The sequence below is a fragment of the Bradyrhizobium sp. STM 3562 genome, assembly GCF_045571435.1.
Lineage (GTDB): Bacteria > Pseudomonadota > Alphaproteobacteria > Rhizobiales > Xanthobacteraceae > Bradyrhizobium.
The window spans coordinates 5,908,613-5,933,364 of sequence record NZ_CP120694.1 but is presented as its reverse complement, the minus strand read 5'-3'; the positions used below and the strand labels follow the sequence as shown (position 1 = coordinate 5,933,364).

Genomic DNA, 24,752 nt, shown 5'->3' with positions numbered 1-24,752 from the left:
CGACTAGCTCGGGTCGTGGAGTGCCGACGGTGAATCGGCTCACGGTGCTTTGGTTCTATAGTGGTGTGCCTCCTGTTTTGCGGCTGACATGCTCGTAGTGCAAAGCATACCATGCCGCGAATATTACTATTGCGCCGCCCGTGAGCGTAGATCGTTGCGGCAATTCACCGAAAGCAAAATAGGCGAGAACAGCCGCAAACACGAGCTGCAGATACTCCGCGGCCGTGACGACGGTCGCTTGACCAACGCGAAATCCTGCAAACGTCAGGCTCTGGCCAAGTGCAGACATGAGTCCCGCTAAAATGAGAAGTATCCATTCGATCAACGTCGGAGCTTTCCATACCAGGGTCCCTGGAATGAGCAGGACGGCTCCGACTCCGAACGCCTGATAAGTAAGAACTGTGAGCAGTCTCTCGCTCTGAGAGAGCTTGCTGATGACAACGGAGATCATTCCTACAGCGGCCGCGGAAAGGAGTGCTAACAAGGCGTACCAGCCGCCCCCAGCTGTGAGTGGCTGCGCAATGACCAAAACGCCAATGAAGCCAACGGAGAGAACCAGCCCGCGTCTCAGCGTGATCACCTCCTGCAAAAACGCCAGGGCGAAAATCGCCACGAAGAACGTCCTTGAGAAACTCAACGCAACCGACTGGCACAGCCGCAAATGTATCATCGCTGTGCAGTTACTGATCATCGCAATGATTGATAACACAATACGAACGAACTGCAGCGTCCAGCAATGCGTCGCAAAGGATAGTTTGGGACGTCTAAAGACGAGGGGTGAAACAAGTGCGACGAGTACCACCTGACGAATGAATAGGATTTCCAGAACGTCTAATCGCTCTCCAGATAATTTGATTGTGACAGCCATGAAGCTTGCTGCAAGCCCAGAGAGGGTGACCCAGATGATCCCCCTCGTATTGGGCGGAAGGTCATTCCAGTACGCCACGAGGCCTGTCGTTTTCACGTTTTCCCTTTTCCGCCCCCACAGGCGAGCGCAAACGACAAGCGAATTTTTCGCCTGCTACACGACCGGATATTCAGCCGCCGCCTGATGCGCTCGCCGCGGTGCTCGTCAGCTTCGAAACATGAAGCCGAAATATCATTCGGCTTAGCCCCATCAGGGCCTTGTCAAAGATCTCTGCGAAAGCCAATTTCAAGCCGGCTTCAGTGTCGCAACGATTAGCTTAGTCGTATAGGTCAGCTCGGTCTTGCAACCGTCATTAACGGAATCCAGATAGAGTTTTTTAATCTTTTCATCGAATTCGGCTTTTCCGATCTGGTCGATGACGCGGAGGCTTATTGTTGAGGAGTTGGCGAATGTTAGAAATGTCGCTTCATCAACATAGTGGTCGTTGTCCCATTGCAACGTTCTGATTTCTTTGAAGCCGCCATGTTCACGTAGCTCTTTCGCCAGATCGAAGAACGCGTAACCGCCGGTCGCAATATCAGTGTTCATCCCCCTACGGAAGGATGGCACATACCTTTCCTGCAGAGTTAGATAATCGTCATGCAGCTTCGATGGAGTGTGGCGCGGCAAGTTGTCGATGAATGCAATGAGTCCACCTGGACGAAGTATCGTCGGAAGTAAGTTGAAAAAGATCGGACGGTTAAATCGGTGCGCGGCCATCGCCGCGGTTACAGCGTCATATGGCGCGTGCGGGCGTGGCAACTCTTCGGCCGACCCGGCAATGTATTTGATCGGTCTAGTGCTGCTTTGCATCGCCGCGAGTTTTCTCATGCCTTCGCTAGGTTCAATACCGACAATGACCGCTGCATTTGATACGAACTGAGCAATCTGTCGGGTGAAAATGCCGGTACCGGCACCGATATCCGCCACACGCGCTGAGCTGCTGAGCTGCGCAAGCTCGGCATTCAAGTAATGAAGCGCCTGAATCGCATAGCCCGGCCGTATCCGAAAGCGGGTTGCTAATGACTCACTGAACAATGACCAACTGCCCGGCTCACTGATGCTGCTCATCTTTTTCTCCACGTCAGCTTGTCGGGGCGCGTGCTCCGGCCTTTTCGAGCTCATCCGGCTCGTTAATGAGGAGCGAACAAAACTGCACTCTTGACCGCGATCATTACGTGAGTGATCTGAGCGCAAGCAAGGCAGAGCTTGACACGCAGTAGATGAGGATGAGGACGTACCCGAAGCCGTGGGTTGTTGGAACTCTAAGCGAACTCACGTGAAGGGATGCAACAGCGAGCAGCGCAACGGCGAGTATTGGTCCAAGGGCGGATCGTGCAGCCAGGGGACTTAACAAGAACACAGCCGCCACAACTGGTAGGGTGTATGTGGTAGGCAGGCCTATGAAATTGCGGCCATCGAGCCCGACCGAATTGAAGTAGCTAAGTCTAAGCGCGCTCGCTAGACCTAAAATGATTGCAATAGCTACTGCCCATGGCTCTCCATTGGCAATTTTCGTCAACAAGACTCCGGGAAAGACGCCCGCGCTGACTAGATCGGCCAAAGAATCGAGATTCTTACCCACTTGCCCGGTGACTGTCGCGCGGTTCCGGGTCCGCTCGGCAACCAAGCCATCGAGATGATCGGCCAAAAGTGCCCAAAGCGCGGTCGAAACAGCCAATTCCAAGTGATCAAACAACACGAGGCTGATTGCCACGATTGAGAGACCAAGCCCGAAGCTGGTGATAGCATTCGCCGGATCTGCAAGTTGTCGAACCACCCAAAGTGTCCCTTCTTGTGGATCAGCCACTGAATCGCCAATCAGGCGGCGCTCCGTTTGGGTCGATGCAGCCTCTCGTACACCTCCCGCATGAGGTCGACGGCACGACGCATTTCCTCGATGCTCGAAGGCTCGCCGACACCAGGTCGGACTCCTTGCAAGCGAGGCTCCTTGGCTCCGGAGTAGAGCTGACTAGGACGGACGATTACGCCTGCCTCCCCGATGGCTTTGCTAAATTCTGTGCTAGCCACGCCGGGTGGTGCCTCGAGCCAAAAATGGATCCCGTGCGAACTCCTGAAGCCAACGAGATGCTTGAGGAGTTCCTGCGCAACGAGCTGTCGGCGATGGACCTCGCCACGTACGGCAGCTAACAGCTTTTGTGCCGTGCCGATCTCAATCCAACGCGTGACGATGTTGGCGAGAATCGGGGCGGGATGCCAAGTTGTGAGAGGACGAAACTTCTCCAAAACGCTGTTCAGCGCGTTGGCCGATGGTGCAACAACATATGCGACACGTACGCCGAGGCTCAAGTACTTCGAGAGCCCCATCATATACCAGGTTATATCCGGCGCTATAGTTGCGAACGATTTCGGTGCATTTTCGAGGTAAAGCGCCTGTGCTTCATCCTCGAGTATGTGCACCCCGTAACGCCGCGCGATTTCGGCGATCTGTACGCGTCTTTCTGTTGGAGTGACGTAGGCAGTTGGACTATGGACGGTACAATTCAGATAAACTGCTTTCGGCTTGAACTGCTGACACTTCTTTTCAAAGTCGTCAGGACGAATGCCGAGGTCATCAATCTCGACTCCTTGCACCGCGGCACCCGCTATCTCTGTTAGAGTGTAGACGATCGGAAACGTCAGCTCCTCCGCGAGTATGACATTGCCGGGACCAACAAGGGATGAAGAGAGCAAGAGGATGCTGTTCATGGTCCCATTGGTGAGCATCACACGATCAATTGCTGGCGTTGGAACGATGCGGTCGCCTATCCACGACACGGCCGCGGTCCTGTCGTCGTCCGTTCCAGTAAATCTATGCGTCTGGAACTGTGCGGCCATGCTCTCTTCGGAAGCCGCGAGTTCACGCCAGGTGGCTCTCAGAGCATTTGCGAAGATTTCCAGCTTGGGCGCTGCAGCACGCATCATGCTGATTTGTTGCGACATCGTGATGTTCCTTTGCTCAATTGCAGCCCTGGTGTCGTGCCCGAGTGCGAGTTGTGGGGAGCTATACGGGCCGAGTGACGCGGCTCGGCGCAGGGGCAGTTGGAGTTGATTTGAAAAGTTGTTCAGCGATTTCCAAATCTTCCGGGCTGTCGATCTCGTACCACCGGAGCTTGTCACAGCGTGCCGCGCCGAGCGTTAGCCCCCGTCTCTCGACCAGATAGGCGAGCAGTTCTTCAGTGTACGCCTGTGTGGCACCTGAAACGACGATGTCGTCCAGTGAAGGAACAATCGTCTCTTTCAGGGTAGTGGCACTGAAACGAAGTAGATTCATTGTCTTGAAAAGAACCGGGCCGTCCCGGTCAAGATCCGCTGCCGTCTGCCGCATCCGGAACGCGGAGATCAGTCCATTTTCTGAGAGAGTAACCGCGGACCCTTGCATGGTCGAATCAAATGGTGCAACCGCTGCAACGTCGGCAGCATCGGTAATGTTGAGGTAGCGCAGCACGGTCTCCTCGAAGAAGACATCACCTTCCAAGAGGTAGCAGTCTCCGAAAAGAAGAGCGTCACGCGCTAGCCACAGGGAGTAGGCGCTTCCGGTCCGATCGAATACCTCCGACTCGACATAGTTGAGCTGAAGCTTTCCGAAACGGCTGCCGCAGGCATATTGAATTGCGTCTTTCCGATAGCCGACAACAATCGTGACATCTTCAACGCCGACCGCCTCCAGATTCCGAAGGGCGTTGTGGAGGATCGGTGTGCCGTTGACCTCGACTAGGGGCTTCGGCCGCAGATCGGTAAGCGGCCGCAGTCGACTGCCGAAGCCAGCTGCGAGAATGACAGCTTTCTTGGGCGCGTGAGCAGTCATCTTAATTTCCCTTCTTCCATTGAGAGCGCGTTGACCAAGATCACGCCGGTATGTAGTTCGCATGCCGATTTCGCGTGTCGTCCCTGTTTCTGCACTCGCGAGTAGAGTGCCATTGCATGCATCGCGTGGAACGAAATCGGGATATGATGTCGAACATTCTTGGACTGACGGCATTTTGCGAGCCTGACAAGTCAGCGCCAACCGTTGAGAGCTGCGGTCAGTCGTCGCAAGGCTTTCTCGAGCGGCTGGAGATCAATGCCGTAGGAGACGCGGATCCCGGCGGGGTCCCCGAACGCGGTCCCGGAGACCACCGCGACACCAGTGTCCATCAGCAACGCGGTTACAATATCGTCCGCGTTGGTGCGGCCACCATTGGAGTTCATGCGCCGCAGCAATTCGGTCAGATCAAGATAGAAGTAAAATCCACCTTGGGCGCAAGGGTGGGGTACAGAGGTGAGCTCTGAAAGGATCGAAAGCCCGAGCGCCCTGGCATTGGCAATACCGCGTTGCAATTGCGTTTGGAACCCCGTATCGCCGGAGTCCAGGTGCTGGAGTAACGCATGCTGTGCAACAACATTGGGGCTGGACGTCGTATGGCTTTGCAAGGCTTTAACGGCGCTGATGACGGCCTTGGGTCCGGCGAGATAGCCAATGCGCCAACCGGTCAGAGCCAACGATTTGGAGAACGAATTTACGAGCAAAGTACGGTTGCGTGCCCGCGGTGCAACCGAAAGGATCGGATGATGAGTATGTGGGGCATGAGCGAAAGCCCCGTAGCATTCATCGAAGATAATCCAGAGATTCCGATCTGTGGCGAGCTGGGCAATGCCGGCGAGGGTGTCGTAGTCGTAGACCGCGCCAGTCGGATTGTTCGGCGTGTTGACCACGATCGCTTTAGTCTTGGAGGTAACGGCTGCAGCGAGGTCCGTAAGCCGCGGCACATAGTTCGTATGGCGCGTCTCGATAAAAACCGGCGTGCCGCCCGCAACGACGATCTGGGCCGGGAAAGTACTCCAGTAGGGGGCAGGGATTAGCACTTCGTCGCCAGGATTCAGAAGCACCATAGCCGCATTAAAGAGCGCCTGCTTCGCGCCGTTCGTCACCGCGATTTCTTCTGCCGACCAGGGCTGAGCAGTCTCCGCGGCAATCTTGCAAGCAACCGCATGGCGCAACTCCAACAAGCCGACCGTGTCAGTGTAGCGGTTGAGGTTCCGATCGATCGCGGCGATCGCACCTTCGCGCACCGATGGTGCGATGTCGCTCCAGATCTCTCCGGCGGTCAAATCAATGATTTCCTTGCCACTGGTCGCAGCATCTTTGGCAGCGATCTTGGCCGTGGCGGTCTTTGACAACTTGAACAAGTGGGTCCGTTGCGCCAACGTGGCGCTCGCAATTTCAAAATGATGATGGTTACCGACGGGGCAGCGGGCGGAAGTGTCCTGCGGCGTAGACATAAGATCCGATGACTCAGCGATGCACATCATGGGCCGCATCCTTCGGACTTAGCGACACCTATGAGCTCAGGACGGGTCTCTATCTGAACAGCTGCACAGATCGAGCCGACAACCGCGGCAGTGCAAAGAGCAGTCGGCAAAAGTGGTCTCCAGTGTATCATAGGTTCAGTATCAGGATGGCAACAAACGCGTCGGTTGGCGGGCACTTTGAAGACGGGGAAGATGATTGGATGGCGGCGCGCCGTAATAAGGAGTATGTTGTTGCATTGTGAGAAATCGGTGCCACTCAGGGACGGGCGAGATATCGTGCTTCGGCACGCGCGAGTTCATCGTAGCTTAGCAAATCGAAGACCTCGTCGAGCGTAGCGATATTTGGCTCGATCCCGGCGACCCCTTCTTCAGCGATAATACGGCCGCAGACTTGTCGCATTCCCGCTATTGCGGCTCGCATGGAGTGGTTGGCCCAGACCACGGTCGATATGCCGGCATCACGATATGCAGAGACAGGTGTTCGATAGTATTTCGTTGGAACGATTACGATTGGCAGGCAGTTCTGCCAAGTGCGCGCGAAGGAGAGGATCTCGTCTGCGGTGCTCCGACGCGAGTGAATGAGGATCGCGTCGGCTCCCGCAGCGGCATAGGCGCTAGCACGCAAAATCGCTTCTTCCATTCCATAGCCCGCGATCAGGGCTTCGATCCGCGCCACGAGGACCAAATCGTCAGCTACTGTGTCTTTGACTGCGCGTATCCGGCCAGAAAACTCATCAATGTCGGCGAGTGAATGCCGATCGCCGACAAACGAGTTCATCTTCGGAAAGCAGCTATCCTCGAGCGCAACTCCCGCAGCGCCACGCTGGCGGAGTTTGCGTGCCAGTAGGCGCGCATTGTTGAAATTCCCGAAACCGCCATCGCCATCGACGAGTACAGGCAGTGCGGTCGAGTCCACGATGCGCTCGACGACGTCGACGAGTTGGGACCATGAAGCCTCGTTTGCGTCTCGGTAACCAAGAGCGCTGGCAATTGAGAGGCCCGAGGCCCAGAGACCTTTGAATCCTACGCGCTTGGCGATCACAGCCGAGAGCGCGTCATGAGCTTCCATGAGGAAGAACAGATCGCGGCTGGAGCAGATCTCATCGCGCAGTATGTCTGCAAGCGAGCAGTCAACGCGTCGATCAAGGCCGTTGGCGACAACAGAATGTGGGTGATCTTGCATGCCGCTTCCTTAGAGCTCCGTTCGATCAATTGGTTCTAGGGGGGCGCGTCCCCGATCGAGGCAAGCCGGTTGAGCAACGCATCAGCTCAACGCTCAGGTGACATGCCTCTGCATCCGGATCAATTGCTAGCCTTGGTAGTTGTCCGTGCGCAAATTGTTGCATAACAGGATGAGCGGCCCGTCGCTAAGGGCGGGAAATCACAAGAAGTGTGAGCGTTGGTGAGGGAAAATCAACGATGGACGCGTTTGGACACTCGGCACAGCCCCATCAATCCGCCTGACGCGTTGTTCGACATCGACGATGCGAAGCATCGCGGCGCATCGAGCAGGCATCTTTGCGCTGCGGGGACCGGCGAGGCGACTTATCTTCGTGCCGCGGCCTACGAAGATGAGGCGAGGAAGACCTGATCCGGGTAAGTCGCGGGTTTGGTCGATATCACGAGATGGCGTGCGTGCTGCAAACGACGGTGTCGCTTTTCTGACGTATGTCGAAATTGCGTCGATGCGTCATGAGGGGCGATCGTCCCCGATGTTTTCAAGCTCTTGTCCTCACGCATGATTTCGCGAGCCCGCGAGTGGTACGGGACTTGCTGCTCATTCCAAGGGTCTCGAAGCTTGCGGAGTGTCGCATGCACGCGATGTTGTGTATCAGGCAGAGCTTTGTGCATGGCTGCGCACGACCTGCGGCCAACCTCTCCGCTGGGAGGAGGACCGCGCATCATCAACTCCTACGATCTCGTCATGCCGTGAGGCATGTCGTGCGGGGGCGACGAGTGCGGGGGCGAGCTCACCGTTCCGATCTTGTCCCCTGTGGACGCCGCCAAGCCCTTTGCGAAATGCATCTGCCCTTGCCGCCGCACCCGTCGTGCGGTTCTCGAATCGAGTCGTCGTGAGCGTAGGCACACTCCCGGTCGGCTCAGGGCCGACAACAGCGATCCCCAAGATCGGTGGCGAACATATGGAGGCCGAAGCATGAATGTCGAATCTTCACTATGCGTCGAGGCGAGCTGCGTGATCTCACTTATTTCGTCGATTTCGGTCCTCGACACGTCAGGGGGCCTGCGCACAACAACCTCGCCGCAGCTAAGCCTCTCTGGCGAAAGCTGGGCTCGTGTACTGCCGCGAGCCAAAGGGCAGGTGCGAGCTGGAAGTCACCCTCGACGGCTGCATCGAAAGCCGCATGTAGCCCAGGTGCGGCAAGCCATTGTGCCGCAAGATGGAGCAATTGTGCGACGCTCGTGGTGTACTGTTCGAGTGTCACTGGCCGCTGCAACTCCGCTGCGTGCTTGGCGCCGCGTCAGCGCGCTTCCCCAGCCTCCTTAGGCATTAGCCTGGCGCATGTCAAAAAGTTCGCAACCGGCGACTGCCGTTGCGCGAGAGTGTTCAGGCTGCATGACAAGTAGAGCCGAAGGCCTGGGTGAGCGGAATGGAACTAGAAGTAGACGCTCAATCGGACGCCGGGGTACCGGCGTTTGCTACCGGCCCCGAGAAGGGCCACATGGACCTTTTCAGCTTCGTCGAATGCGCGAAGCGAACGCAATCAATTAAGGCGCTGTTCGACCTTCTTGTGAGCTGTGCGAGCGAGGAGGGCTTCAGTGAAGTGGCCTATGGAGCACTCACGTTTGCGGAGGCGCTTCGCTTACCGGAGTATCTACCGCCCGCAATAACCGTAAACTTCCCGCCTGAGTGGTGCGACCGTTATTTTGAACGCAAGTATCGTGTGATCGATCCGGTGGTCCGGCGGACGCCAATGGTTTCGGCGCCTTTTCTATGGGATGAACTCGCTAAGCAATATCAATTACAACCTGGCGAGCAGCGCGTACTGGACGAGGCCAGAGAAGCAGGTCTCAAGCATGGCATGAGTGTGCCGTTGTTTGGGCCTCTGGGCAGAGTATCTGTCGTATCTTTCGCATCGCCGTTCGATGATGTCGATCCTCAAGATCGTATGAGTCATCTTAGCGCACTGGCTTGGCAATTTCATCACGCGTTTGCTGAGATCGCGCAGCCGAAGGAGTGTGGCCGCGATAGGGTCGCGGCGCTATCCGAGCGCGAAAAAGACTGCCTGCGCTGGGTCGCAGAGGGTAAATCGTCCTGGGAAATTGGGAAGATACTGAACGTCAGCGAAAACACTGTAAATTTTCATATGAAGAACGCGAGCCGAAAGCTCGGCGCCGCGAACCGCATGCATGCCGTCGTCAAGGCGATACGCCTCAATCTCATTTGAATTGCCGTCGGTGCCGGAGCTGCGGCGTGATGTTCCATGAATCGCCGCAGCCTACCACTTAACAATTCACGCCGAATAAAAGCTTGAATCTGACGTTGTGTCAGGTTGTAGCGTTCAAAACGCGACCAAACCGACGCAAGGCCTCGTCTCTGAAAGAGGAAGGCAAGTGCGAGCAGAGGACGCATCATTGCCATCTGTTTGGCGGAGAACGAGATGCCTTCATTTATGCAAAACGCCGTTTTGCCCGATTGCGGATTGGCAGCTCTGGCCGGCGTCAGGAACATTCGACGGTAGCCTGATGGGCCAGACCCCCATTAGGCAATCCGAGCTTGGGCGACCATGCGTGATGCAGCTCCATGGACGCAGGTCGAGATCTTCGAGGCGTGCGGTGTGCGCGACGTACAGCACCTCAAGATCGAACCACATACGATCAAGATGCCGCTCTGCATCGTCCGGTAGCGAAGCGTAGTGCTGGGCGCGACGCCCGCGAGCGGCCTTTCGTGTTCGTCAATTCTTGATCCACCAGTGAGAACCTGTGCTGATGAGAGTTATCGTGAATAAGTTCGCAATGCCGAAGCGTCACCTAGTACGCAAGTTATGCTTGGCGTCGATCGTGGTGTTGGTCTCACTAAAGGCTAAGGCGGACGATGACTTGATGAGCGTTGCTAGGCAGCTGTTCAAGCCGATTCCATCGGTGGTGCCTGCCGTGAAGGACAATCCCATCACGCACGAAAAGATCGAACTCGGGAAGATGCTTTTCTTCGATCCCCGGCTGTCTGCCAGTGAGATCATAAGCTGCAATAGCTGCCATAATCTTAGCACGGGCGGCGTCGATGCAGGGCCAACCTCCGTAGGTCATGGTTGGCAGCAGGGGCCACGTCGGGCGCCGACCGTTTACAACGCCGTCTTTAATGTGGCGCAATTTTGGGACGGGCGGGCCGCAGACCTCAAGGCGCAAGCCAAGGGCCCCGTGCAGGCGAGTGTCGAAATGAACGCGACACCGGATCATGTGATCAAGACGCTGAATTCGATAACAGACTATGTCTTTATGTTCCAGAAGGCGTTCCCGAACGAGGCGTCGCCAGTCACGTTCGACAACATGGCCAAGAGCCTTGAGGCATTTGAAGCGACCCTGATTACGCCTGCTGCTCCCTTTGATCAGTACCTCGAAGGCGATCCGAACGCTCTCGACGACCAACAGAAGGATGGATTGAAGCTATTCATGGAAAAAGGGTGCGCGTCCTGCCACAATGGAATCAATGTCGGCGGACAGGATTATTTCCCGTTCGGTGTGATCGAAAAGCCTGACACAAACGTGCGTCCGGCAGCCGACAAGGGCCGGTTCGCGCTCACGGGCGCCGCAACTGACGAATACGTTTTTCGGTCCGCGCCCTTGCGCAACGTCGCCTTGCGGGCGCCATACTTTCATTCCGGCCAAGTGTGGAGCCTCAAGGAAGCGGTTGGAATCATGGGTCAAACCCAGCTCGGCGCCAAGCTGAGCGATAGGGAGCAGAACGATATCGTCGCTTTTCTGAACTCGCTAACGGGGCAAATTCCTAAGATCGACTATCCGGTGTTGCCCACCCGTACTGACGCAACGCCGCGGCCCTCTCTAGGGAGATAAATGGTTCTGCCCGTTGGCTCCGCGGTTGAATAAGCGACCATGGCGCAGTGCTAGGATGTCGGACTAACGAAGCTGCAAAGCGCAGGTCCCATCGAGTAGAGACCAAGGAGCCGTCCGACAACGTGCCCAATCGATGGGAGCTGACACAGCGCGTCGGGCGATCAACCCCAGCTAGTCCACGCTATAAGGACGTAGCCAAAGCGTTACTGTCGTTGCCGTGGCAGTTGCGCACGCGTAGCTTGTGCGCGAGGATTGGGGTGAATACGGCCAGCCATGGACCGTAAGGCGGGACGCGAGGTGCGCAGCCTGCAAGCCTGCACGGTGGGCAAGTGGCTGCGGCTCGGCTAATCGATCACTCAAAAAAAGGACCCCGGCCGGAAGGCCGGGGCTTTCGATCCGCCGTTTGAACGCGAAGGAATCAATACCTAAAGACCGGCGGTCCGCCGAACTTGTAGTTGAGCCGCGCAGTCAAGAGATCGAAATCCTGACGGATGCGATCTGTGGCAACCGCGCCAGCCGGGGTCGTGAAGCTCACGTTCTCATCTCGCATGAAAATGTGGTCGTACTCGACACCGACGGACCAGTTCGGAGCGAAGCCGAATTCGATTCCTGTGCCAACAGTGGCGCCCCAACGGGTGTAATCAACGCTCCCAAGCGGCAGAGCCGTAGCGCCGAAACGGGAGCCCCCAAGCTGCAGGCCGGTGAGCGCATTGGGTTGCAAGCTACCGCTGGCCACCGCGGCGCCCCCCTTCACGTACAGCAAGGTGTTGTTGAGGGCGTACCCGACCTGGCCCGTGATTAAGCCGAACGCGTCCGTATGGCGAGCGATGTTAACCGAAGGAGTGGCGCTGACATCCGAACTGTTCAAATCGGCCCAGTTACCCTGGCCCTCAAGGCCGAACACAACTTGGCCCATCTGTTGGCGATATCCAATCTGGCCACCCGCCGTGAGGCCATTCGGGTCATTGAAGCGCCAACCGCCGCCGTTGGCACCGATATAGAACCCGCTCCAGTCGTAGATCGTTGCCGCGACGCGCGGCGGCGGAGCCTTGGTGTAGATCTCGGGCTGTGGAGCGAGATCTGCGCCGAGTGCGGGTCCCACCGCGCCAAGCGCGACGATGCTCGCAGTTACAAACAACAACTTTTTCATTCCAGCTTTCATTTCGGTTTTGAGTACCCACTGCCCCAGCGCTTCTTAACAGTGTCGTCGCGAATTGCTGTAACTGGTGCGCCACACTCGCCTCTGAAGAAGTGTCTTGAATCTTACGCTGCGTCAGGTTGTAGAGTTCTAATTCATGCGAATGGAGCAGATTTCGATCGCGTGTTGAATTGCGCGCCGAACAGCAAGGCAGCGGAGGGAAAGCTGTTTGAGTCGAGGCGCTCGCTGCATGCAGGCGCTGTACTCGATCATGTCATCAGAAGCGCAAGCATCTACACGCCCGTCCGTCGCAGGTCTGATCGGCAGGCCGATGAGCTGGCGCGGCACGAGAACAGCGTCGATGCAGCAGCTATCGACGCAATACAACGCTAATCTCGCGACGTGGCGAATACCCTGGCAAGCCTCGCCGAGCACGGGACGCGTTCGCTCAATGCAAATCAAAAGTGAACTCGTCCGAAGCCTTTCAGGTCATGTTCTGATGCTGCACAACTCGGCCATCGAGCGAACCTTGTGGTTCTGCGATGGTCCCACGCGCCAAGCGTCGTGGTGGAAATTGGGTTTGTGGCCAATGCGGCCGACGAGCGTCTCCCGCATGCGGGAAGTTACCGCGTCATCTCGTTACCTGGCTCAACAGGGACATTGAGAGCTGTATCGAAATCGGCTGTCGTCGGACAGAACGCTTTGAATGCTGAAGGCGGGGCGAACGATTGGGTCTAACCGGATGTCCAGGAACTTCTAGGCGTCCAGACAGGCGGCGGCCAGTTTTCGCATGGGCACCAGATCAAGAGTCCCGAGAACCAGCACTGTTGGTTGCCACAGCCGCGCGGCGGCCCGCCCTCAGCGGAGCGATATGTGTTCGCTTGGTCAGCCGCCAAAAACTCCGGGCCCGCCTTATTGGTCGAGCTCATCGTCAGCGCAATTTCGCGTCTAGAACAGGCTTCGTCTAGTTCCAGACGTAACGCGTGCGTTTTCAGATAAAAGCGTCCGAAATAGCTCGGGCCGAGTCGAATCCTGCTCGATTCCGCTAGCTCACCCAGCATGTATTTGGTCTGATTTTTGCTCCGTCTGCTGCGTAATGGCTTTGGCGAGACTGGAGAAGGAGGGATCAAGTGCGCGATGCTATTAGCTCATCCTGGCTAGGACGATGGTGCTAGCGGGTTGGATGAAGTGCTGCCCCTGCTAGTGGACGTTTGCCCGCGATCTGCCACATGCACGGCGAAAGTCCCCCGTATTCGAAGCTCGGTGCCACCGCTGCACCGCTTTGGAAGGACCACCAAAGTCAAAGGACCCTCCGCGTCATGAGTCGCAACTCCCAGCTATCGACTTTGGAGTACGGTTGGCGCGCCTGTTGCTCATCCCAACGCCAACTCATTGAAGAGCCATGAAGAAACGGAATGGGAGCAGTCGTATGCTCGAGACAGAGACGCAACTCTGTCATCTCGGTCGAGACCCTGCTCAACATGGCGGGATAGCTAACATTCGTGAGCGTCATCCAGGGACCACGGGCTGAGGGCTGATCTGGTCGGCTAGGAAGATCTCGTGGAATGATTTGTCACGAGGTCACCATGTCAAAGGATAGTCGTAAGGATGGCGATAAGGATAGGCATACGCCTATCCTCGAGGACGGCTCCGACACACTGCAGCGTGTCGAGATCATCACCGGGACCGGCCGGCGCCGGCGCTGGTCGACCGATGCGAAGGCGGCGATTGTCGCGGAGAGTTTTGCGCCGGGTGCAAGCGTGTCCGCGGTGGCACGACGACACGACATCAGCCCAAGCCTGTTGTTTCTGTGGCGTCGTCAGACAACGCGGGCGAAGGTCGCGGCGTGCGGGGACGGAGCCGTGCCACCTGGCTTTGTGCCGGTCGCGATCACCGGCTGCGGAGGCAAATTGCCGTCGTGCGAGGAGCAGGCGGCGATCGAGATCGAGGTCGGCGCGGTTCGCATCCGCGTCAGGGGGAGGGTCGACCGGCGGGCGCTGTGCGAGGTGCTGGCGGCAGTCGGGACGGTTGGCCGATGATCGGGCTGCGACCCGGGTTGTCGATCTGGATCGCGACGCAGCCGGTCGATTTCCGTCGCGGCATGGACTCGCTTGCGATGCTGGTGAGCGAGGCGTTTGGAGCCGATCCGTTCGACGGCGGACTTTACATCTTCCGCTCCAAGCGCCGAGATCGCGTGAAGATCCTGACCTGGGACGGAAGCGGCCTTGTCCTTTACTACAAGAGAATCGAGGGGCAGTTCACCTGGCCGCCGATCAAGCAAGGCGTCATGCCGCTATCTCATGCTCAGCTCTCGGTGCTGCTCGATGGCTCAGACTGGAAGCGTGTGCCGATGCGGGTTGTGGATCAGCCAGCACGAGCTGGTTGATCCGTATCAAAGTAGTTCGTCACTCATGCGGAGCTGTTGTAGAACCACTCTGCATGAGTGATTTGCCTTCCGATCCAGCATTGCTTCGACAAACCGTGACGACGCTGTCGTCACGGCTTGCGGCGTTGTCGGCGGAATGCAGCACGCTTTCGGCCGAGCGTGATGCGGCGATCGCCCAACGCGACGCTGCAGTCCAGGAGAACGACAAGCTTCTGATGATCCTGTCCCAGTACCAGCGCACGATCTTCGGTCCCCGCTCCGAGACACTGGATCCCGGACAACTGTCTCTCTTCACCATCACGGCACAGGTGGCTCGTGCCGCCAACGACGACGTGACCGGAGGCAGGCTGCCTGACGGAGCGGAGGGCCGTGGAAAGCGACCGGCGCGACGCAACCGGGGGACGCTCCCGGAGCATTTGCCGCGCATCGATGTCGTGATCGATATCGAGAGCCACATCTGCCCCTGCTGCGGCGAGCGGCTGCACAAGATCGCGGAGACCGTCAAGGAAGCCTTCGACGTCATTCCGATGCAGTACCGGGTCAAGCGCATTGTGCGTCCGCGGTACGGCTGCCGGGGATGCCGCCAGGGTGTGCTGCAGGCACCCGCGCCGGCCCAGGCGATCGATGGCGGGATGGTGACGGAAGCCTTGCTGGCCCACATCGCGGTGATGAAATACGGCTACCAGCTGCCGCTGTATCGGCAGGAACAGATGTTCGCCGCGCAAGGCATCACGCTCGACCGGCAGACGCTGGCCTCGTGGATGGGCCGCGTTGCCTGGTGGCTGAAGCCGCTTCACGCGCTGTTGCGCGACACGATGATGTCCTATCCACGGCTGTTTGCCGATGAGACGCCGCTGCCGGTTCTCGATCCCGGCCGTGGCAGGACCAAAGTCTGCCAGTTCTGGGCAATCGCCATCGATGACCGGTCGTGGGGCGGCCCGGCACCGCCGGCGGTGGTCTACGTGTTTGCCGAGGATCGCAAGGCGATCCGCGCCAAGCAGCTGTTCGGGGACTACCACGGCATCCTGCAGGTCGATGGCTATGCCGCCTACAAGGGCCTGATCAAGAGCGGCGGCCGTCTGATGCAGCTGGCGTTCTGCTTCGCGCATGCGCGGCGGAAGTTCTGGGACGTTCACGTCGCGACCAAGTCGCCGATTGCCGCGGAAGCGCTGCAACGGATCGCGATGTTCTACGCTATCGAGGATCGCATCCGCGGTCTGCCGGCGGCGCATCGGGCTGCAGTGCGGCAAAGCGATACCAGGCCGTTGATCGAGGACTTCAAACCCTGGCTCGAGGCGCGGCTGCTGGAAGTCTCGAAGAAATCCGGTCTGGGCAAAGCCATCCGCTACACCCTCAACCACTGGGACGGCCTGACGCGCTTCATCGATGACGGACGCATTGAAATAGACAACAATACGGTCGAGCGCAGCATCAAGCCGATAGGGCTTGGAAAGAAGAACTATTTGTTCGCGGGCAGCGAAGGCGGCGCCGAGACATGGGCCATTCTCGCGTCGCTCATCAACTCGGCAAAGCTGCAAGATATCGACCCACGGCACTATCTGACCGACGTTCTTGAGCGCATCGTCTCTGGACGCACAAAGATCAATCAGCTGCACACGCTGCTGCCGTGGAATTGGAAGGCCGAGCGCGATGGTTCGGAGACAAAGCTCGCCGCCTGATCAGTTCGACGGCAGAGCATCTGGAACTTCCTGCGCGTCGCTGGTGTCGTCATAGATTTCCTCGCGGATCACGCGCAGCGTCACCTCGTGTAGATAGACTTGCAGCGCCCTCTCCAGCTCGGTGAACTCCGGCAACAGAATCTTGTCGACGAAGCCCCGCGACGCGCGGACCATCACCGTGTTGCGTCGCTGGCGGTGGTAACGAAACGGCCGTAGCCCGTACCGGCGGCAAAGCGCCAGAAACAGATGCCGCGACCATTGGTCAGGAAGTGAGAATTGCTGCTCGATCGGCGGATCGTGACGCGCCAGCTCCTCGACCCGGGCGCGCACCCGCTGCAGCGCAGCTTCCGCCGCAAGGCGCTCACCAGCAGTTCCAGCACCCACGAACAACGCCTCGATCTTCCGAAGCGCTTCTCGCGCAGCTGAGAATCGCTGGTCATTCTGATGCCCCGTTGCCCGCTCCAACCCGGGATCACCCCATCACCGCGCAACGGTAGCGTCAATCACCCTGACTGCGCTATCCAGAGCATTCCGCGCTAGTCAAGGCCGGACACGGCGATCCTCCCATGACGCTCACTAACATTCCCATTTACCGAGCATCTACAATCCTCTCGGAAACTCTGGAAGAATGGGAGTCGCGTAAGCAAAATGTCATTGGTAGCTATGGGCGCTTCGGCTCGCCGCTGTCCCGCGCACTTGAATCCGCTGTTTGCGAACTAGAGGGCGGTTACCGATCCATCTTATTCCCGTCAGGCCTATCCGCTTGCACGCACTCGCTTATCGGCGTGCTGAAGGCGGGCGATCACGTCTTGATCACCGACAGCGTCTATTCGCCCGTCAGAACGTTCGCAGACCAGGTTCTCGCAAGACTTCAGATTAAAGTGGAGTACTTCAATCCAACTGAAGTGTCGGATCTCTCGGCGAAGATGAGAGCAAATACCCGAGCCGTCTATCTGGAGTCACCTGGGTCGATGACCTTTGAGGTTCAGGATGTTCGCGCGCTCGCTGCGGTCGCCCATCAGTCTGATGCGCTCGTTATCTTGGATAACACTTGGGCGACACCTCTTTATTTCAAGCCGTTTGATCATGGCGTGGACATCTCGATCCATGCCGCAACGAAGTATATCCTCGGTCATTCCGACGGCTTTCTTGGCATCGCGACTGCCAACGAGGGCGCTTGGCCCGCGCTGAAATCGAGTGCCCACGAGTTCGGAGAGATTGGCGGGCCGGACGACATCTATTTGGCGCTCCGGGGATTGCGTACACTGGCCGCACGCATGAAGCAGCATTGGAGCAATGGCCTCGAACTGGCCCAGAGCTTGGGAGCGCACCCCGCTGTCGACAAGGTCTTGCACCCAGCGCTTCCCGGTGATCCTGGCCACGCTATTTGGAAACGTGATTTTTCAGGAGCGAGCGGACTGTTCGGAGTCGCGCTGAAGCCACTGTCGCGGGCTCAACTCTCACTTTTTTTCAATAGCCTGCGACTCTTCGGCATCGGCGCGTCTTGGGGCGGGTATGAAAGCCTCATCTTATCGGTTGAAACACCGAAACGAATGCAAAGCTCACTCTCGTTCGAGGGGCCGCTAATTCGCATTCACGCCGGCTTGGAGAGCGCGAGCGATCTGATTGAAGATATGCATCAAGCTTTGCAAGAGGTGTCCAACCTCGGCGCCGGCAGAGGCGCTCGCTGGCAAGAGGGCGTGCTCACTGGCTGATCCGCCCCCGCGGCTTGCAGGGCTCTTCAAAGGCAAATGCGAAGGAGGGATCGCATGGGTTGGCCAACGTCTCACGGTAATAGCGGTTGGGCAGCGGTGCGGTGGACATTCTAGATGAGAGATCAGTTCGGCAAGGTCTCAGCCTACCGCGCGGTTGCTTGGCCTTTGCGCACCAAAAATGAAGGGGCCAGTTAGCTTGGAGCTCGATAAAGAGCGCCTGCGCCAGCCCGGTAGTCGGCCGCGGCATTGGGACCGGCATAAAACGTTTCTCCCGTGCGTCCTAGTGCCTCAACGGGCGCTCAAACAGCTCCAAAATGCCTGCGCCTACTCAACAGAGAAGCCGTAGCGGCGAGTCCGTCGAGGACGTCACACCAACTTTGAAGGCAAATCCGACGAGGGGACCAGCATTGAATACATTAGGCAACGCTCTTGATCGAGCGCTTTATGATGCACTTGCTTGGACCTGGTAGAAGTTCGGCTGGACAAGCGATAAGGCTGGGCACTCTTCGCGGCCACGCGTCGGCTCGCCAAGCAACAATATCGAGCTGGGGCGGTTTGGCGAGCTCGATTTTTCAGATGGCGCTTCCACTAGCGGCTATAGTCAAGGCGCCCGGCCATACCCATCGGTGCCGCGACCGTCCTTTCCGGCACCAGCTCGCCCACATGATCTTCCTCGAGCAGGGTGGACCGGACACTATCGTCCTCGAGCGGCGATCGACCCGTTGTTCAAATGGCGCCTCAAGATGCCTCAGACGCGAGGCGTGAATCACAAGCCGGTAAGGTTCCGAGGTCCGCCGGCTCTCAGCGGTTTAGCAGCAGCTAAGTCTGCTTCCTTCCCAATTCGCGTCGGCTCCTCCGTATTGCGTCGCAACCACCAAACGCTGTGTCGGTTGGGTCAGGTGGGCTGCACCCTGGCCGCTCCACCGCTGAACCGGTGCCGGGTGAATCAATGGCAATCAGTCTCATGTCGCCATCTCGCGTTTCACCGGTACGCATCGCACTGCTTCTCACCGCGCTTATGCCGATTGTCGCTGCCTGTGATAAAGACGAGTCCGCAAGCGCCGCAACCGAGATGTCGGAGCCAGAAGTTACCGTGGTTACTATCAAGCCGGAGGCGCGCGCCGTTATTAGGCGGCTGCCGGGGCGGATCGCAGCGATGCCCGTCGCCGAGGTGCGGCCGCGAGTTTCGGGAATCGTGGTCGAGCGGTTGCTCCATCAGGGAAGCGAAGTCAAGGCTGGCGATCCTCTCTATCGCATCGACCCTAAACCATTCGAAATCGAGGTGCTATCGAACGAGGCCGCGTTGGCCAAAGCGGAAGCCAAGCTGCGCCAGGCGCTACGACAGGCACAGCGTATGAGCTATCTGGCCAAAAAGCAGCACTGTATCAGAGGCGGAGAATGACAGGGCTATTTCCGCCGAGCGCCAGGCTCAGGCGGATGTGGACCGGGCAAAAGCCGCGCTCGCACGCGCCCGGCTCAATCTCGATTATACGACGGTCCGCACACCGATTGACGGCGTAGTCGGCCCTGCGCTGGTCAGCGAGGGGGCGCTGGTTATTAAAGACCAGACCAAGCTCGCGACCGTCCAGCAACTCGACCCGATCTATGCCGATTTCACTCAGTCGGCGAGCGAACTGCATCAGTTGCATCTCGCTTTTGAGGCGGGCGATCTCGATCGCATTGCGCTTGATACCGCAAAGGTTCGCGTGGGCTTTGACGACGTCACCGTCTATCCCGCTGCGGGAAAATTGCTGTTTTCTGACGCTCGCGTCGATACATCGACCGGTCAGATCAGCCTGCGTGCGGAATTTCCCAACCCCAAGCACGAATGTAAGCGCTCAGCCGTCACCCTATTGATGCGGGCTTGACGGCTTGCGGAATCGCCACGGCATGAGGTCTTCGATTCTGCTATGGGGATGGCCGTCGATGATCGCCTCGAGTGTTTCGGCGATGTAGCTGGCCGGATTGACGTCGTTGAGTTTGCAGGTGGCTACGATCGATGCCAGCAGGGCCCAGTTTTCGGCCCCGATTTCATGTCCGGCGAAGAGAGCGTTTTTCCTGGTCAAGCAGACTGGCCGGATGGCGTTCTCGACCGGGTTGGTGTCGAGCTCGAGACGTCCGTCTTTGAGGAAGCGCGTCAGCCCCTCCCAATGATTGAGCGCATAGCGGATATCCTCGGCGAGCGTCGATCCGCTGGAGATCATCGACAGCTGCTTCTCGAACCACGACTTCAGCGCGGCGACCATGGGCAGCGAGTGCTCCTTGCGCGCTGCCAAGCGGATGTCCGGCGATGAACCGCGTACCATGGCTTCGATGGCATAAAGCTGCGCGATGTGCCGCACGGCGGCCTCGGCGATCGGTGACTTGCTGTTGCGCACCAATTTGACGAAGCGCCGGCGCAAATGGCTCCAGCAATGCACGAGCGTCCACGGCCCTTGCGGTCGAGCAACTTCGGTCAGCCGGTCATAACCGTCATAGGCGTCGCATTGCAGGAAGATCCCGCCGAAGCCGTCGAGGAACTGCTGCGCGAAGGCACCGCTGCGACCGGGGGCATACCTGAACAACACGATCGGTGGACTTGGGCCGCTGTGGCCGCGGTCGTCTGAGGCGATCGCCCAGAAGTAGCCCTTTTTCGTTTGACCACGCCCCGGATCGAGTACCGGCGCCCTGGTCTCATCCATGAACAACCGATCCGCCATAGCCAAGTGGTGGCGCATGTGGTCCGCGATAGGCTGAAGGTGGAAGCAGGCGCGGCCAGACCAGTTGCCCAGCGTCGCCCGATCAAGCCTGATGCCCTGGCGCGCATAAATCTCGGCCTGACGATAAAACGGCGTGTGGTCGCCGAACTTGGAGACGATCACGTGCGCGATGGCCGCTTCGGTCGGCAGTCCGCCGGGCACGACGTGCTCCGGTGCGTGCGCCTGCACGACGGGGCCCGAGCACCGGCGACAGATGTATTTCGGCCGGCGCGTGACCAGCACGCGCCATTGCGCCGGGATCACATCGAGGCGCTTGCTGACGTCCTCGCCGATCTTCGTCATGGCGCCGCAACCGCACGGGCAGAGCGTGCTTGCAGGCTCGATGATCCGTTCCACGCGCGGCAAATGGGCAGGCAAGCAGCCTCGGTTGCGATGAGAGCCTTGATCCGGATCGCTGCGCGATCGGCCCTTGATCACAGCCGCGGCTCTCTCCTGCGCCGCGTCCAGAATGCCTTGGGCGATCTCCACGTCTTCCAACGGCAAATGATACTGATCTGGCCGCAGCTTCTCGGACTTCGCGCCGAACCTGTCGCGCCGCAATTCGCCGAGAATGACCTCCAGCCGACGCCGTGCTTCCTCCGACGCCGCCAGCGCCCCCTGATGCTCGCTCAAGGCCGCCTGCGTTTGCGCCAAAAGCGCTTTCAATTGTTCATTTTCGTCGCGCAGCGCCGCGATGCTCATGCGCTATTTCGAGCACATCGCCGCCGCGCCTGCCACGTTCAAAATAGCTTCCGAGTCATTCTGCCGCAGTTATCCAGCCGCCTGAGGACGCCGCGCTTCTTCCGGGCGGACCAACCTCCAATCCAGCCCCTCGAACAGGGCCGCGAACATCGCCGGCGATATCCGGATCACGCCGTCTGCGATCGTTGGCCAAACGAACTTGCAACCTTCGAGACGCTTGTGCACCAACACCAGGCCCGTTCGATCCCAGACCAAAATCTTGATCCGGTCCGCTCGTTTCGATCGGAACACGAAGGCTGCGCCGCTGAACGGGTCGAGACGAAGCATCTCCTGCACCTTTGCCGCAAGCCCGTCGTGGCCACAGCGGAAGTCGATCGGCCGCGTCGCGATGTAGATCTTCAGATCAGCACCGGCCGCGATCATCGTGACGCTCGCACCGCACGGATCAACCGGGATAACTGCTCGGCATCAATGGCCGTATCCGTCCGCAGCACGACATCACCGATCGCGATCTCAAGCTTGATCGCCGGAGCCTGACCCTCTTCTAACGCGCGTTCCACGACCAGCGGTGCAAATGTCGGCGGGGACGCCTCACACGGCGGCAAAACGCCTCGCTGTCGAAACCGCCGTCGCCAATCGTAGATCTGCCAGCGCGTCGCCCCGTGCTTGCGCGCCACCTCGGATACCTGGGCGCCGGGTAGCAGACTCTCGGCAGCGATCCGGGCTCTCTCTGCTTCAGACCGAACTCGACGTCCTGACGGCCCTTCAAGGATCTCTAACCGGCTCACCGACCCGGCCGATGAGACGTCCAAATGGACGTCCTTTTTGCTGTCCAATCCCATCACAAACCTCCGTCCAAGCCGGAGGCTTCTTCGCACAGCTATCCAGATCCCGAAGCAAGGGCTCCGGATAAGCGCTTACGCACGAATTGCTGCCGGGCATGTACGTGCGGGTTTGCATCGAGCAGGGCATTGACAGCGGGGCGATCGCCGTTCCGCAGCAGGCGGTCCGGCGCAAGAAGGCTGGAAGTGCAGTGTTCGTCCTCAAAGAGGACAATCGCGTCGTTCTGGAGTCGGTTCACACCGGTTCGCTGCAGGACGGAAAATTATTCATCACTGATGGATTGAAAGCGGGCGACCGAGTCGTGGTGGAAGGCTTTCAGAAGTTCGCCGCCCGGAGATAAGGTGAAGCCGCTAAAATGGACTGAAGAAGCCGATCGGGCGAGCGGTACACGATAAAGGAGCGAGGGTAAGCTGGATGCCGAACTTGTTCGCTGACAAATGGATGTTCACCCGTTCCGGCCGATTGTCTCATCGGCGCGAGCGCGCTTCCTTGTTGCCGGGCGGCGAGCCCAGCGCTCTGGGGATTCCCGGCTTTGGGCAGACGACCCAAGATGATGTCAGGGTAGGGCGGGTTCAGGCTCGTGATGAGACCAATGTTACACTTTAAACGTCCGGTTTTCTTCAATAGCCTACGACCGTCGTCACCGGTGCGTCCTGGGGTATGAAAGCTCGCCCTACCAGTTGAACCGGCGAACCTACGGCAGCGTCGCGTGGATGGGAGAGGCCGCTAATTCGTATTTCGCTGCAGGTGATGCGGTGCATCCGCTGTAGTCACGCTTGGTCCTCGTCTCTGCTGGCAAGCACGATGGCGCGAGCTGTAGGACAGCTTGGGAAGCCGACAATCGGATCGCAGCCGCTACCGGTCTGAGCGGCGACTTTCCCGTCGCGTACCGCCTTGGCCTCGATTAATTCGACGAACTTCCTACGGCACGCATCCGCCAGCTCCGCGAGCGCGCTGCTCTTGCGAGCATACACCGCCTCCATCTGTCGAAGCTCCGCCTCGATTTGTGAAATCTTATCCATGACGTTGCCTTTATCGTCTTAAGCTCAATGCACGGACATGCCGTACAAATGTCCATTCGCCCACAGCCGTTTACCCAGCGCTGTCGGCACGTACCCCGCCGCCTTGCGAACCTAGCAAAGCGCGACTTCGCAGGCTGAGGTGATCGGCCTGATCGAATCTCTGAATGGGATGCTAGTCGCCATCGAGAGCCCAATCGCGTCTTCTCGAGCAGAACTCAGAGGGAGCCAATCGGTGGCGCTGATACGCTGCCGATCGAGCGATATACTCGATCTGAGGAATGCCGCCGTCTGGCCCAAGAAGTGCCTTAGTTGGACCGAAAGCCTTAGCACGCGAATAGCGACGGAATGCTCATTGCCGTTGCGCCCTTTGCTCGACGATGTGCTCGCGGATCCGTCTCCTCGCGCAGACGAGATGCTCGTCGAAAATCGTGTGCAGTGCAGCCCGAAGGCGAGGGGGTACCGAGTTGTCGGTGTCGATCAGTTCTCGAAACTTTTGAATGACCTGATCGATCCTCGCGATCGACGCGTCTGCGGCTGGTGGCTGGTCAGACAAATTGATCGTTCTCCTTACGTCGGGAACCGACACTCCGGTGCCGGCCGCGGGTCGCTCCTGGAGCGGCGGTCGGCCGAACATTTGTCGGCTCTTGAACACCATTGTCGAGTTTCGACGCGCTTTCGGATTATTCAATTAGAACCCGAACTTGCGAGTTGACTGACCTAACCACCGCCAAGGTCACCAAGATATCGTTGTGAAACATGGTTGCGAATTGTGTGGCGTTGCTCAACCTTCGACTGCTCCTTGCTTAGATCCGGCCGCACTCAATCAACCTCTTCGGCCGAGGCAGGGGGCTATTGGGCCGCGATCCCTTTGGTTTGCTGCTTCTGTTTGCTCTCTCGCGTTATCGGGGCCGGAGCAGTCTCGCAGAACAGAAGCGTCGATTTCTGCGCGAGCGTGGAGTTTTGCTCGGCGGAAAGCCAAATCGATCCAAGAATTGCTGAATTTCACGATGCTGGCGAAGTTCTTCAACAAGAGATCGCTATTGTCATCCGCGTCCATCGCGATTTCGAATCCGGTGTTGAGGTGGGAGGTGAACAGTCAAGCTTGTGCGCCCGAAATGAGAAAAAAGCCCATGGCGCGGTGCTCTCGAGCAATCGCTGTGCCATGCCAGAACGCTCCACGTATAGAGAAGTTCCAAACCGTCAGAAGTAGTGCAGGGTCAGTGCTGAAGCCGGGTCCAAATGAGTTGACGAATCTCCCGTTCTGCCAGCGCGAAGTTACCGATGTTGAAATGCGTCCGC

General features: G+C 58.5%; 22 protein-coding genes and 1 pseudogene. 9 read left to right on the top strand and 14 right to left on the bottom strand.

Annotated features, from left to right (window positions below):
• Positions 1 to 55: 55 nt before the first annotated feature.
• The 7 genes from P6U23_RS27515 to aepX form a co-directional block, all read right to left on the bottom strand.
• Positions 56 to 964 (bottom strand): DMT family transporter, encoded by a 909-nt coding sequence (locus tag P6U23_RS27515; protein WP_407175603.1) that lies wholly within the window; start codon positions 962 to 964, stop codon positions 56 to 58.
• A gap of 189 nt (positions 965 to 1,153) precedes the next feature.
• Positions 1,154 to 1,978 (bottom strand): class I SAM-dependent methyltransferase, encoded by an 825-nt coding sequence (locus tag P6U23_RS27510; RefSeq protein ID WP_407175602.1) that lies wholly within the window; start codon positions 1,976 to 1,978, stop codon positions 1,154 to 1,156.
• A 103-nt stretch (positions 1,979 to 2,081) separates the two neighbouring features.
• Entirely contained in the window at positions 2,082 to 2,717 is a 636-nt protein-coding gene (locus tag P6U23_RS27505) for a CDP-alcohol phosphatidyltransferase family protein (protein ID WP_407175601.1), read from the bottom strand.
• 11 nt (positions 2,718 to 2,728) lie between these two features.
• On the bottom strand, positions 2,729 to 3,850 hold the full coding sequence (locus P6U23_RS27500; RefSeq protein WP_407175600.1) for a PLP-dependent aminotransferase family protein: 1,122 nt from the start codon (positions 3,848 to 3,850) through the stop codon (positions 2,729 to 2,731).
• A 61-nt stretch (positions 3,851 to 3,911) separates the two neighbouring features.
• Complete coding sequence (locus tag P6U23_RS27495) at positions 3,912 to 4,715, bottom strand: phosphocholine cytidylyltransferase family protein (protein ID WP_407175599.1); 804 nt, start codon at positions 4,713 to 4,715, stop codon at positions 3,912 to 3,914.
• 191 nt (positions 4,716 to 4,906) lie between these two features.
• Positions 4,907 to 6,199 carry a pyridoxal phosphate-dependent aminotransferase gene (locus tag P6U23_RS27490; protein ID WP_407175598.1) on the bottom strand — a complete coding sequence of 431 codons (1,293 nt, stop codon included), beginning with the start codon at positions 6,197 to 6,199 and terminating at the stop codon, positions 4,907 to 4,909.
• Between the two features lie 256 nt (positions 6,200 to 6,455).
• Entirely contained in the window at positions 6,456 to 7,268 is an 813-nt protein-coding gene (gene aepX / locus P6U23_RS27485; RefSeq protein WP_407181599.1) for a phosphoenolpyruvate mutase, read from the bottom strand.
• 1,612 nt (positions 7,269 to 8,880) lie between these two features.
• On the opposite strand from aepX, the gene P6U23_RS27480 reads away from it, so the two are divergent.
• Together P6U23_RS27480 and P6U23_RS27475 are read left to right on the top strand one after the other, a co-directional pair.
• Positions 8,881 to 9,606 carry a LuxR family transcriptional regulator gene (locus P6U23_RS27480; protein WP_407175597.1) on the top strand — a complete coding sequence of 242 codons (726 nt, stop codon included), beginning with the start codon at positions 8,881 to 8,883 and terminating at the stop codon, positions 9,604 to 9,606.
• A gap of 568 nt (positions 9,607 to 10,174) precedes the next feature.
• Positions 10,175 to 11,230, top strand: coding sequence for a cytochrome-c peroxidase (locus P6U23_RS27475; RefSeq protein WP_407181598.1), 1,056 nt, complete (start codon positions 10,175 to 10,177; stop codon positions 11,228 to 11,230).
• 418 nt (positions 11,231 to 11,648) lie between these two features.
• On the opposite strand, the gene P6U23_RS27470 is transcribed toward P6U23_RS27475, so the two are convergent.
• Positions 11,649 to 12,380: an outer membrane protein gene (locus tag P6U23_RS27470; protein ID WP_407175596.1), complete on the bottom strand. Its 732-nt coding sequence runs from the start codon at positions 12,378 to 12,380 to the stop codon at positions 11,649 to 11,651.
• Positions 12,381 to 13,954: 1,574 nt separating this feature from the next.
• Here P6U23_RS27470 and tnpA (P6U23_RS27465) point away from each other — a divergent pair.
• The 3 genes from tnpA (P6U23_RS27465) to tnpC (P6U23_RS27455) are packed head-to-tail and all read left to right on the top strand — an operon-like array spanning position 13,955 to position 16,433.
• Positions 13,955 to 14,407, top strand: coding sequence for an IS66-like element accessory protein TnpA (gene tnpA / locus P6U23_RS27465; RefSeq protein ID WP_407175595.1), 453 nt, complete (start codon positions 13,955 to 13,957; stop codon positions 14,405 to 14,407).
• Positions 14,404 to 14,754 (top strand): IS66 family insertion sequence element accessory protein TnpB, encoded by a 351-nt coding sequence (gene tnpB / locus P6U23_RS27460; protein ID WP_407175594.1) that lies wholly within the window; start codon positions 14,404 to 14,406, stop codon positions 14,752 to 14,754. Before tnpA (P6U23_RS27465) ends, tnpB (P6U23_RS27460) begins: the two co-directional genes overlap by 4 nt.
• 53 nt (positions 14,755 to 14,807) lie before the next feature.
• The gene (gene tnpC / locus P6U23_RS27455; protein WP_407175593.1) at positions 14,808 to 16,433 is read left to right on the top strand and encodes an IS66 family transposase; all 1,626 of its coding nucleotides are present in this window, start codon (positions 14,808 to 14,810) and stop codon (positions 16,431 to 16,433) included.
• Here tnpC (P6U23_RS27455) and P6U23_RS27450 read toward each other — a convergent pair whose 3' ends face one another.
• Positions 16,434 to 16,817 (bottom strand): hypothetical protein, encoded by a 384-nt coding sequence (locus tag P6U23_RS27450; RefSeq protein ID WP_407175592.1) that lies wholly within the window; start codon positions 16,815 to 16,817, stop codon positions 16,434 to 16,436.
• A gap of 182 nt (positions 16,818 to 16,999) precedes the next feature.
• On the opposite strand from P6U23_RS27450, the gene metC reads away from it, so the two are divergent.
• From metC to P6U23_RS27435, 3 genes are all read left to right on the top strand, one after another.
• Positions 17,000 to 18,148: a cystathionine beta-lyase gene (gene metC / locus P6U23_RS27445; RefSeq protein ID WP_407175591.1), complete on the top strand. Its 1,149-nt coding sequence runs from the start codon at positions 17,000 to 17,002 to the stop codon at positions 18,146 to 18,148.
• A 949-nt stretch (positions 18,149 to 19,097) separates the two neighbouring features.
• Entirely contained in the window at positions 19,098 to 19,550 is a 453-nt protein-coding gene (locus tag P6U23_RS27440) for a biotin/lipoyl-binding protein (RefSeq protein WP_407175590.1), read from the top strand.
• Positions 19,510 to 20,016: an efflux RND transporter periplasmic adaptor subunit gene (locus P6U23_RS27435; protein WP_407181597.1), complete on the top strand. Its 507-nt coding sequence runs from the start codon at positions 19,510 to 19,512 to the stop codon at positions 20,014 to 20,016. The genes P6U23_RS27440 and P6U23_RS27435 overlap by 41 nt, the downstream gene beginning before the upstream one ends.
• On the opposite strand, the gene tnpC (P6U23_RS27430) is transcribed toward P6U23_RS27435, so the two are convergent.
• From tnpC (P6U23_RS27430) to tnpA (P6U23_RS27420), 3 genes are all read right to left on the bottom strand, one after another.
• Complete coding sequence (gene tnpC / locus P6U23_RS27430) at positions 19,999 to 21,588, bottom strand: IS66 family transposase (protein ID WP_407175589.1); 1,590 nt, start codon at positions 21,586 to 21,588, stop codon at positions 19,999 to 20,001. The genes P6U23_RS27435 and tnpC (P6U23_RS27430) overlap by 18 nt on opposite strands.
• 69 nt (positions 21,589 to 21,657) lie before the next feature.
• Entirely contained in the window at positions 21,658 to 22,011 is a 354-nt protein-coding gene (gene tnpB / locus P6U23_RS27425; protein WP_007601228.1) for an IS66 family insertion sequence element accessory protein TnpB, read from the bottom strand.
• Positions 22,008 to 22,430, bottom strand: a complete 423-nt coding sequence (gene tnpA, locus P6U23_RS27420) for an IS66-like element accessory protein TnpA (RefSeq protein WP_407175588.1) — start codon at positions 22,428 to 22,430, stop codon at positions 22,008 to 22,010. The genes tnpB (P6U23_RS27425) and tnpA (P6U23_RS27420) overlap by 4 nt, the downstream gene beginning before the upstream one ends.
• Before the next feature lie 83 nt (positions 22,431 to 22,513).
• Here tnpA (P6U23_RS27420) and P6U23_RS27415 point away from each other — a divergent pair.
• Positions 22,514 to 22,826, top strand: a pseudogene (locus P6U23_RS27415) (efflux RND transporter periplasmic adaptor subunit); the annotation flags it as partial.
• A 375-nt stretch (positions 22,827 to 23,201) separates the two neighbouring features.
• On the opposite strand, the gene P6U23_RS27410 reads toward P6U23_RS27415, so the two are convergent.
• On the bottom strand, positions 23,202 to 23,453 hold the full coding sequence (locus P6U23_RS27410; protein WP_407175587.1) for a hypothetical protein: 252 nt from the start codon (positions 23,451 to 23,453) through the stop codon (positions 23,202 to 23,204).
• Positions 23,454 to 23,802: 349 nt separating this feature from the next.
• Positions 23,803 to 24,108: a hypothetical protein gene (locus P6U23_RS27405; protein ID WP_407175586.1), complete on the bottom strand. Its 306-nt coding sequence runs from the start codon at positions 24,106 to 24,108 to the stop codon at positions 23,803 to 23,805.
• Positions 24,109 to 24,752: the final 644 nt, after the last annotated feature.

Bases quoted from the DNA above. Each gene is read 5' to 3' on its own strand.
- P6U23_RS27510 (WP_407175602.1), bottom strand. From the start codon at position 1,978: ATGAGCAGCATCAGTGAGCCGGGCAGTTGGTCATTGTTCAGTGAGTCA.
- P6U23_RS27500 (WP_407175600.1), bottom strand. From the start codon at position 3,850: ATGTCGCAACAAATCAGCATGATGCGTGCTGCAGCGCCCAAGCTGGAA.
- P6U23_RS27495 (WP_407175599.1), bottom strand. From the start codon at position 4,715: ATGACTGCTCACGCGCCCAAGAAAGCTGTCATTCTCGCAGCTGGCTTC.
- P6U23_RS27490 (WP_407175598.1), bottom strand. From the start codon at position 6,199: ATGATGTGCATCGCTGAGTCATCGGATCTTATGTCTACGCCGCAGGAC.
- aepX (WP_407181599.1), bottom strand. From the start codon at position 7,268: ATGGAAGCTCATGACGCGCTCTCGGCTGTGATCGCCAAGCGCGTAGGA.
- P6U23_RS27480 (WP_407175597.1), top strand. From the start codon at position 8,881: ATGGACCTTTTCAGCTTCGTCGAATGCGCGAAGCGAACGCAATCAATT.
- P6U23_RS27475 (WP_407181598.1), top strand. From the start codon at position 10,175: ATGCCGAAGCGTCACCTAGTACGCAAGTTATGCTTGGCGTCGATCGTG.
- P6U23_RS27470 (WP_407175596.1), bottom strand. From the start codon at position 12,380: ATGAAAAAGTTGTTGTTTGTAACTGCGAGCATCGTCGCGCTTGGCGCG.
- tnpA (WP_407175595.1), top strand. From the start codon at position 13,955: ATGTCAAAGGATAGTCGTAAGGATGGCGATAAGGATAGGCATACGCCT.
- tnpB (WP_407175594.1), top strand. From the start codon at position 14,404: ATGATCGGGCTGCGACCCGGGTTGTCGATCTGGATCGCGACGCAGCCG.
- tnpC (WP_407175593.1), top strand. From the start codon at position 14,808: ATGAGTGATTTGCCTTCCGATCCAGCATTGCTTCGACAAACCGTGACG.
- metC (WP_407175591.1), top strand. From the start codon at position 17,000: ATGACGCTCACTAACATTCCCATTTACCGAGCATCTACAATCCTCTCG.
- P6U23_RS27440 (WP_407175590.1), top strand. From the start codon at position 19,098: ATGGCAATCAGTCTCATGTCGCCATCTCGCGTTTCACCGGTACGCATC.
- tnpC (WP_407175589.1), bottom strand. From the start codon at position 21,588: ATGAGCATCGCGGCGCTGCGCGACGAAAATGAACAATTGAAAGCGCTT.
- tnpB (WP_007601228.1), bottom strand. From the start codon at position 22,011: ATGATCGCGGCCGGTGCTGATCTGAAGATCTACATCGCGACGCGGCCG.
- tnpA (WP_407175588.1), bottom strand. From the start codon at position 22,430: ATGGGATTGGACAGCAAAAAGGACGTCCATTTGGACGTCTCATCGGCC.
- P6U23_RS27410 (WP_407175587.1), bottom strand. From the start codon at position 23,453: ATGGATAAGATTTCACAAATCGAGGCGGAGCTTCGACAGATGGAGGCG.
- P6U23_RS27405 (WP_407175586.1), bottom strand. From the start codon at position 24,108: ATGGTGTTCAAGAGCCGACAAATGTTCGGCCGACCGCCGCTCCAGGAG.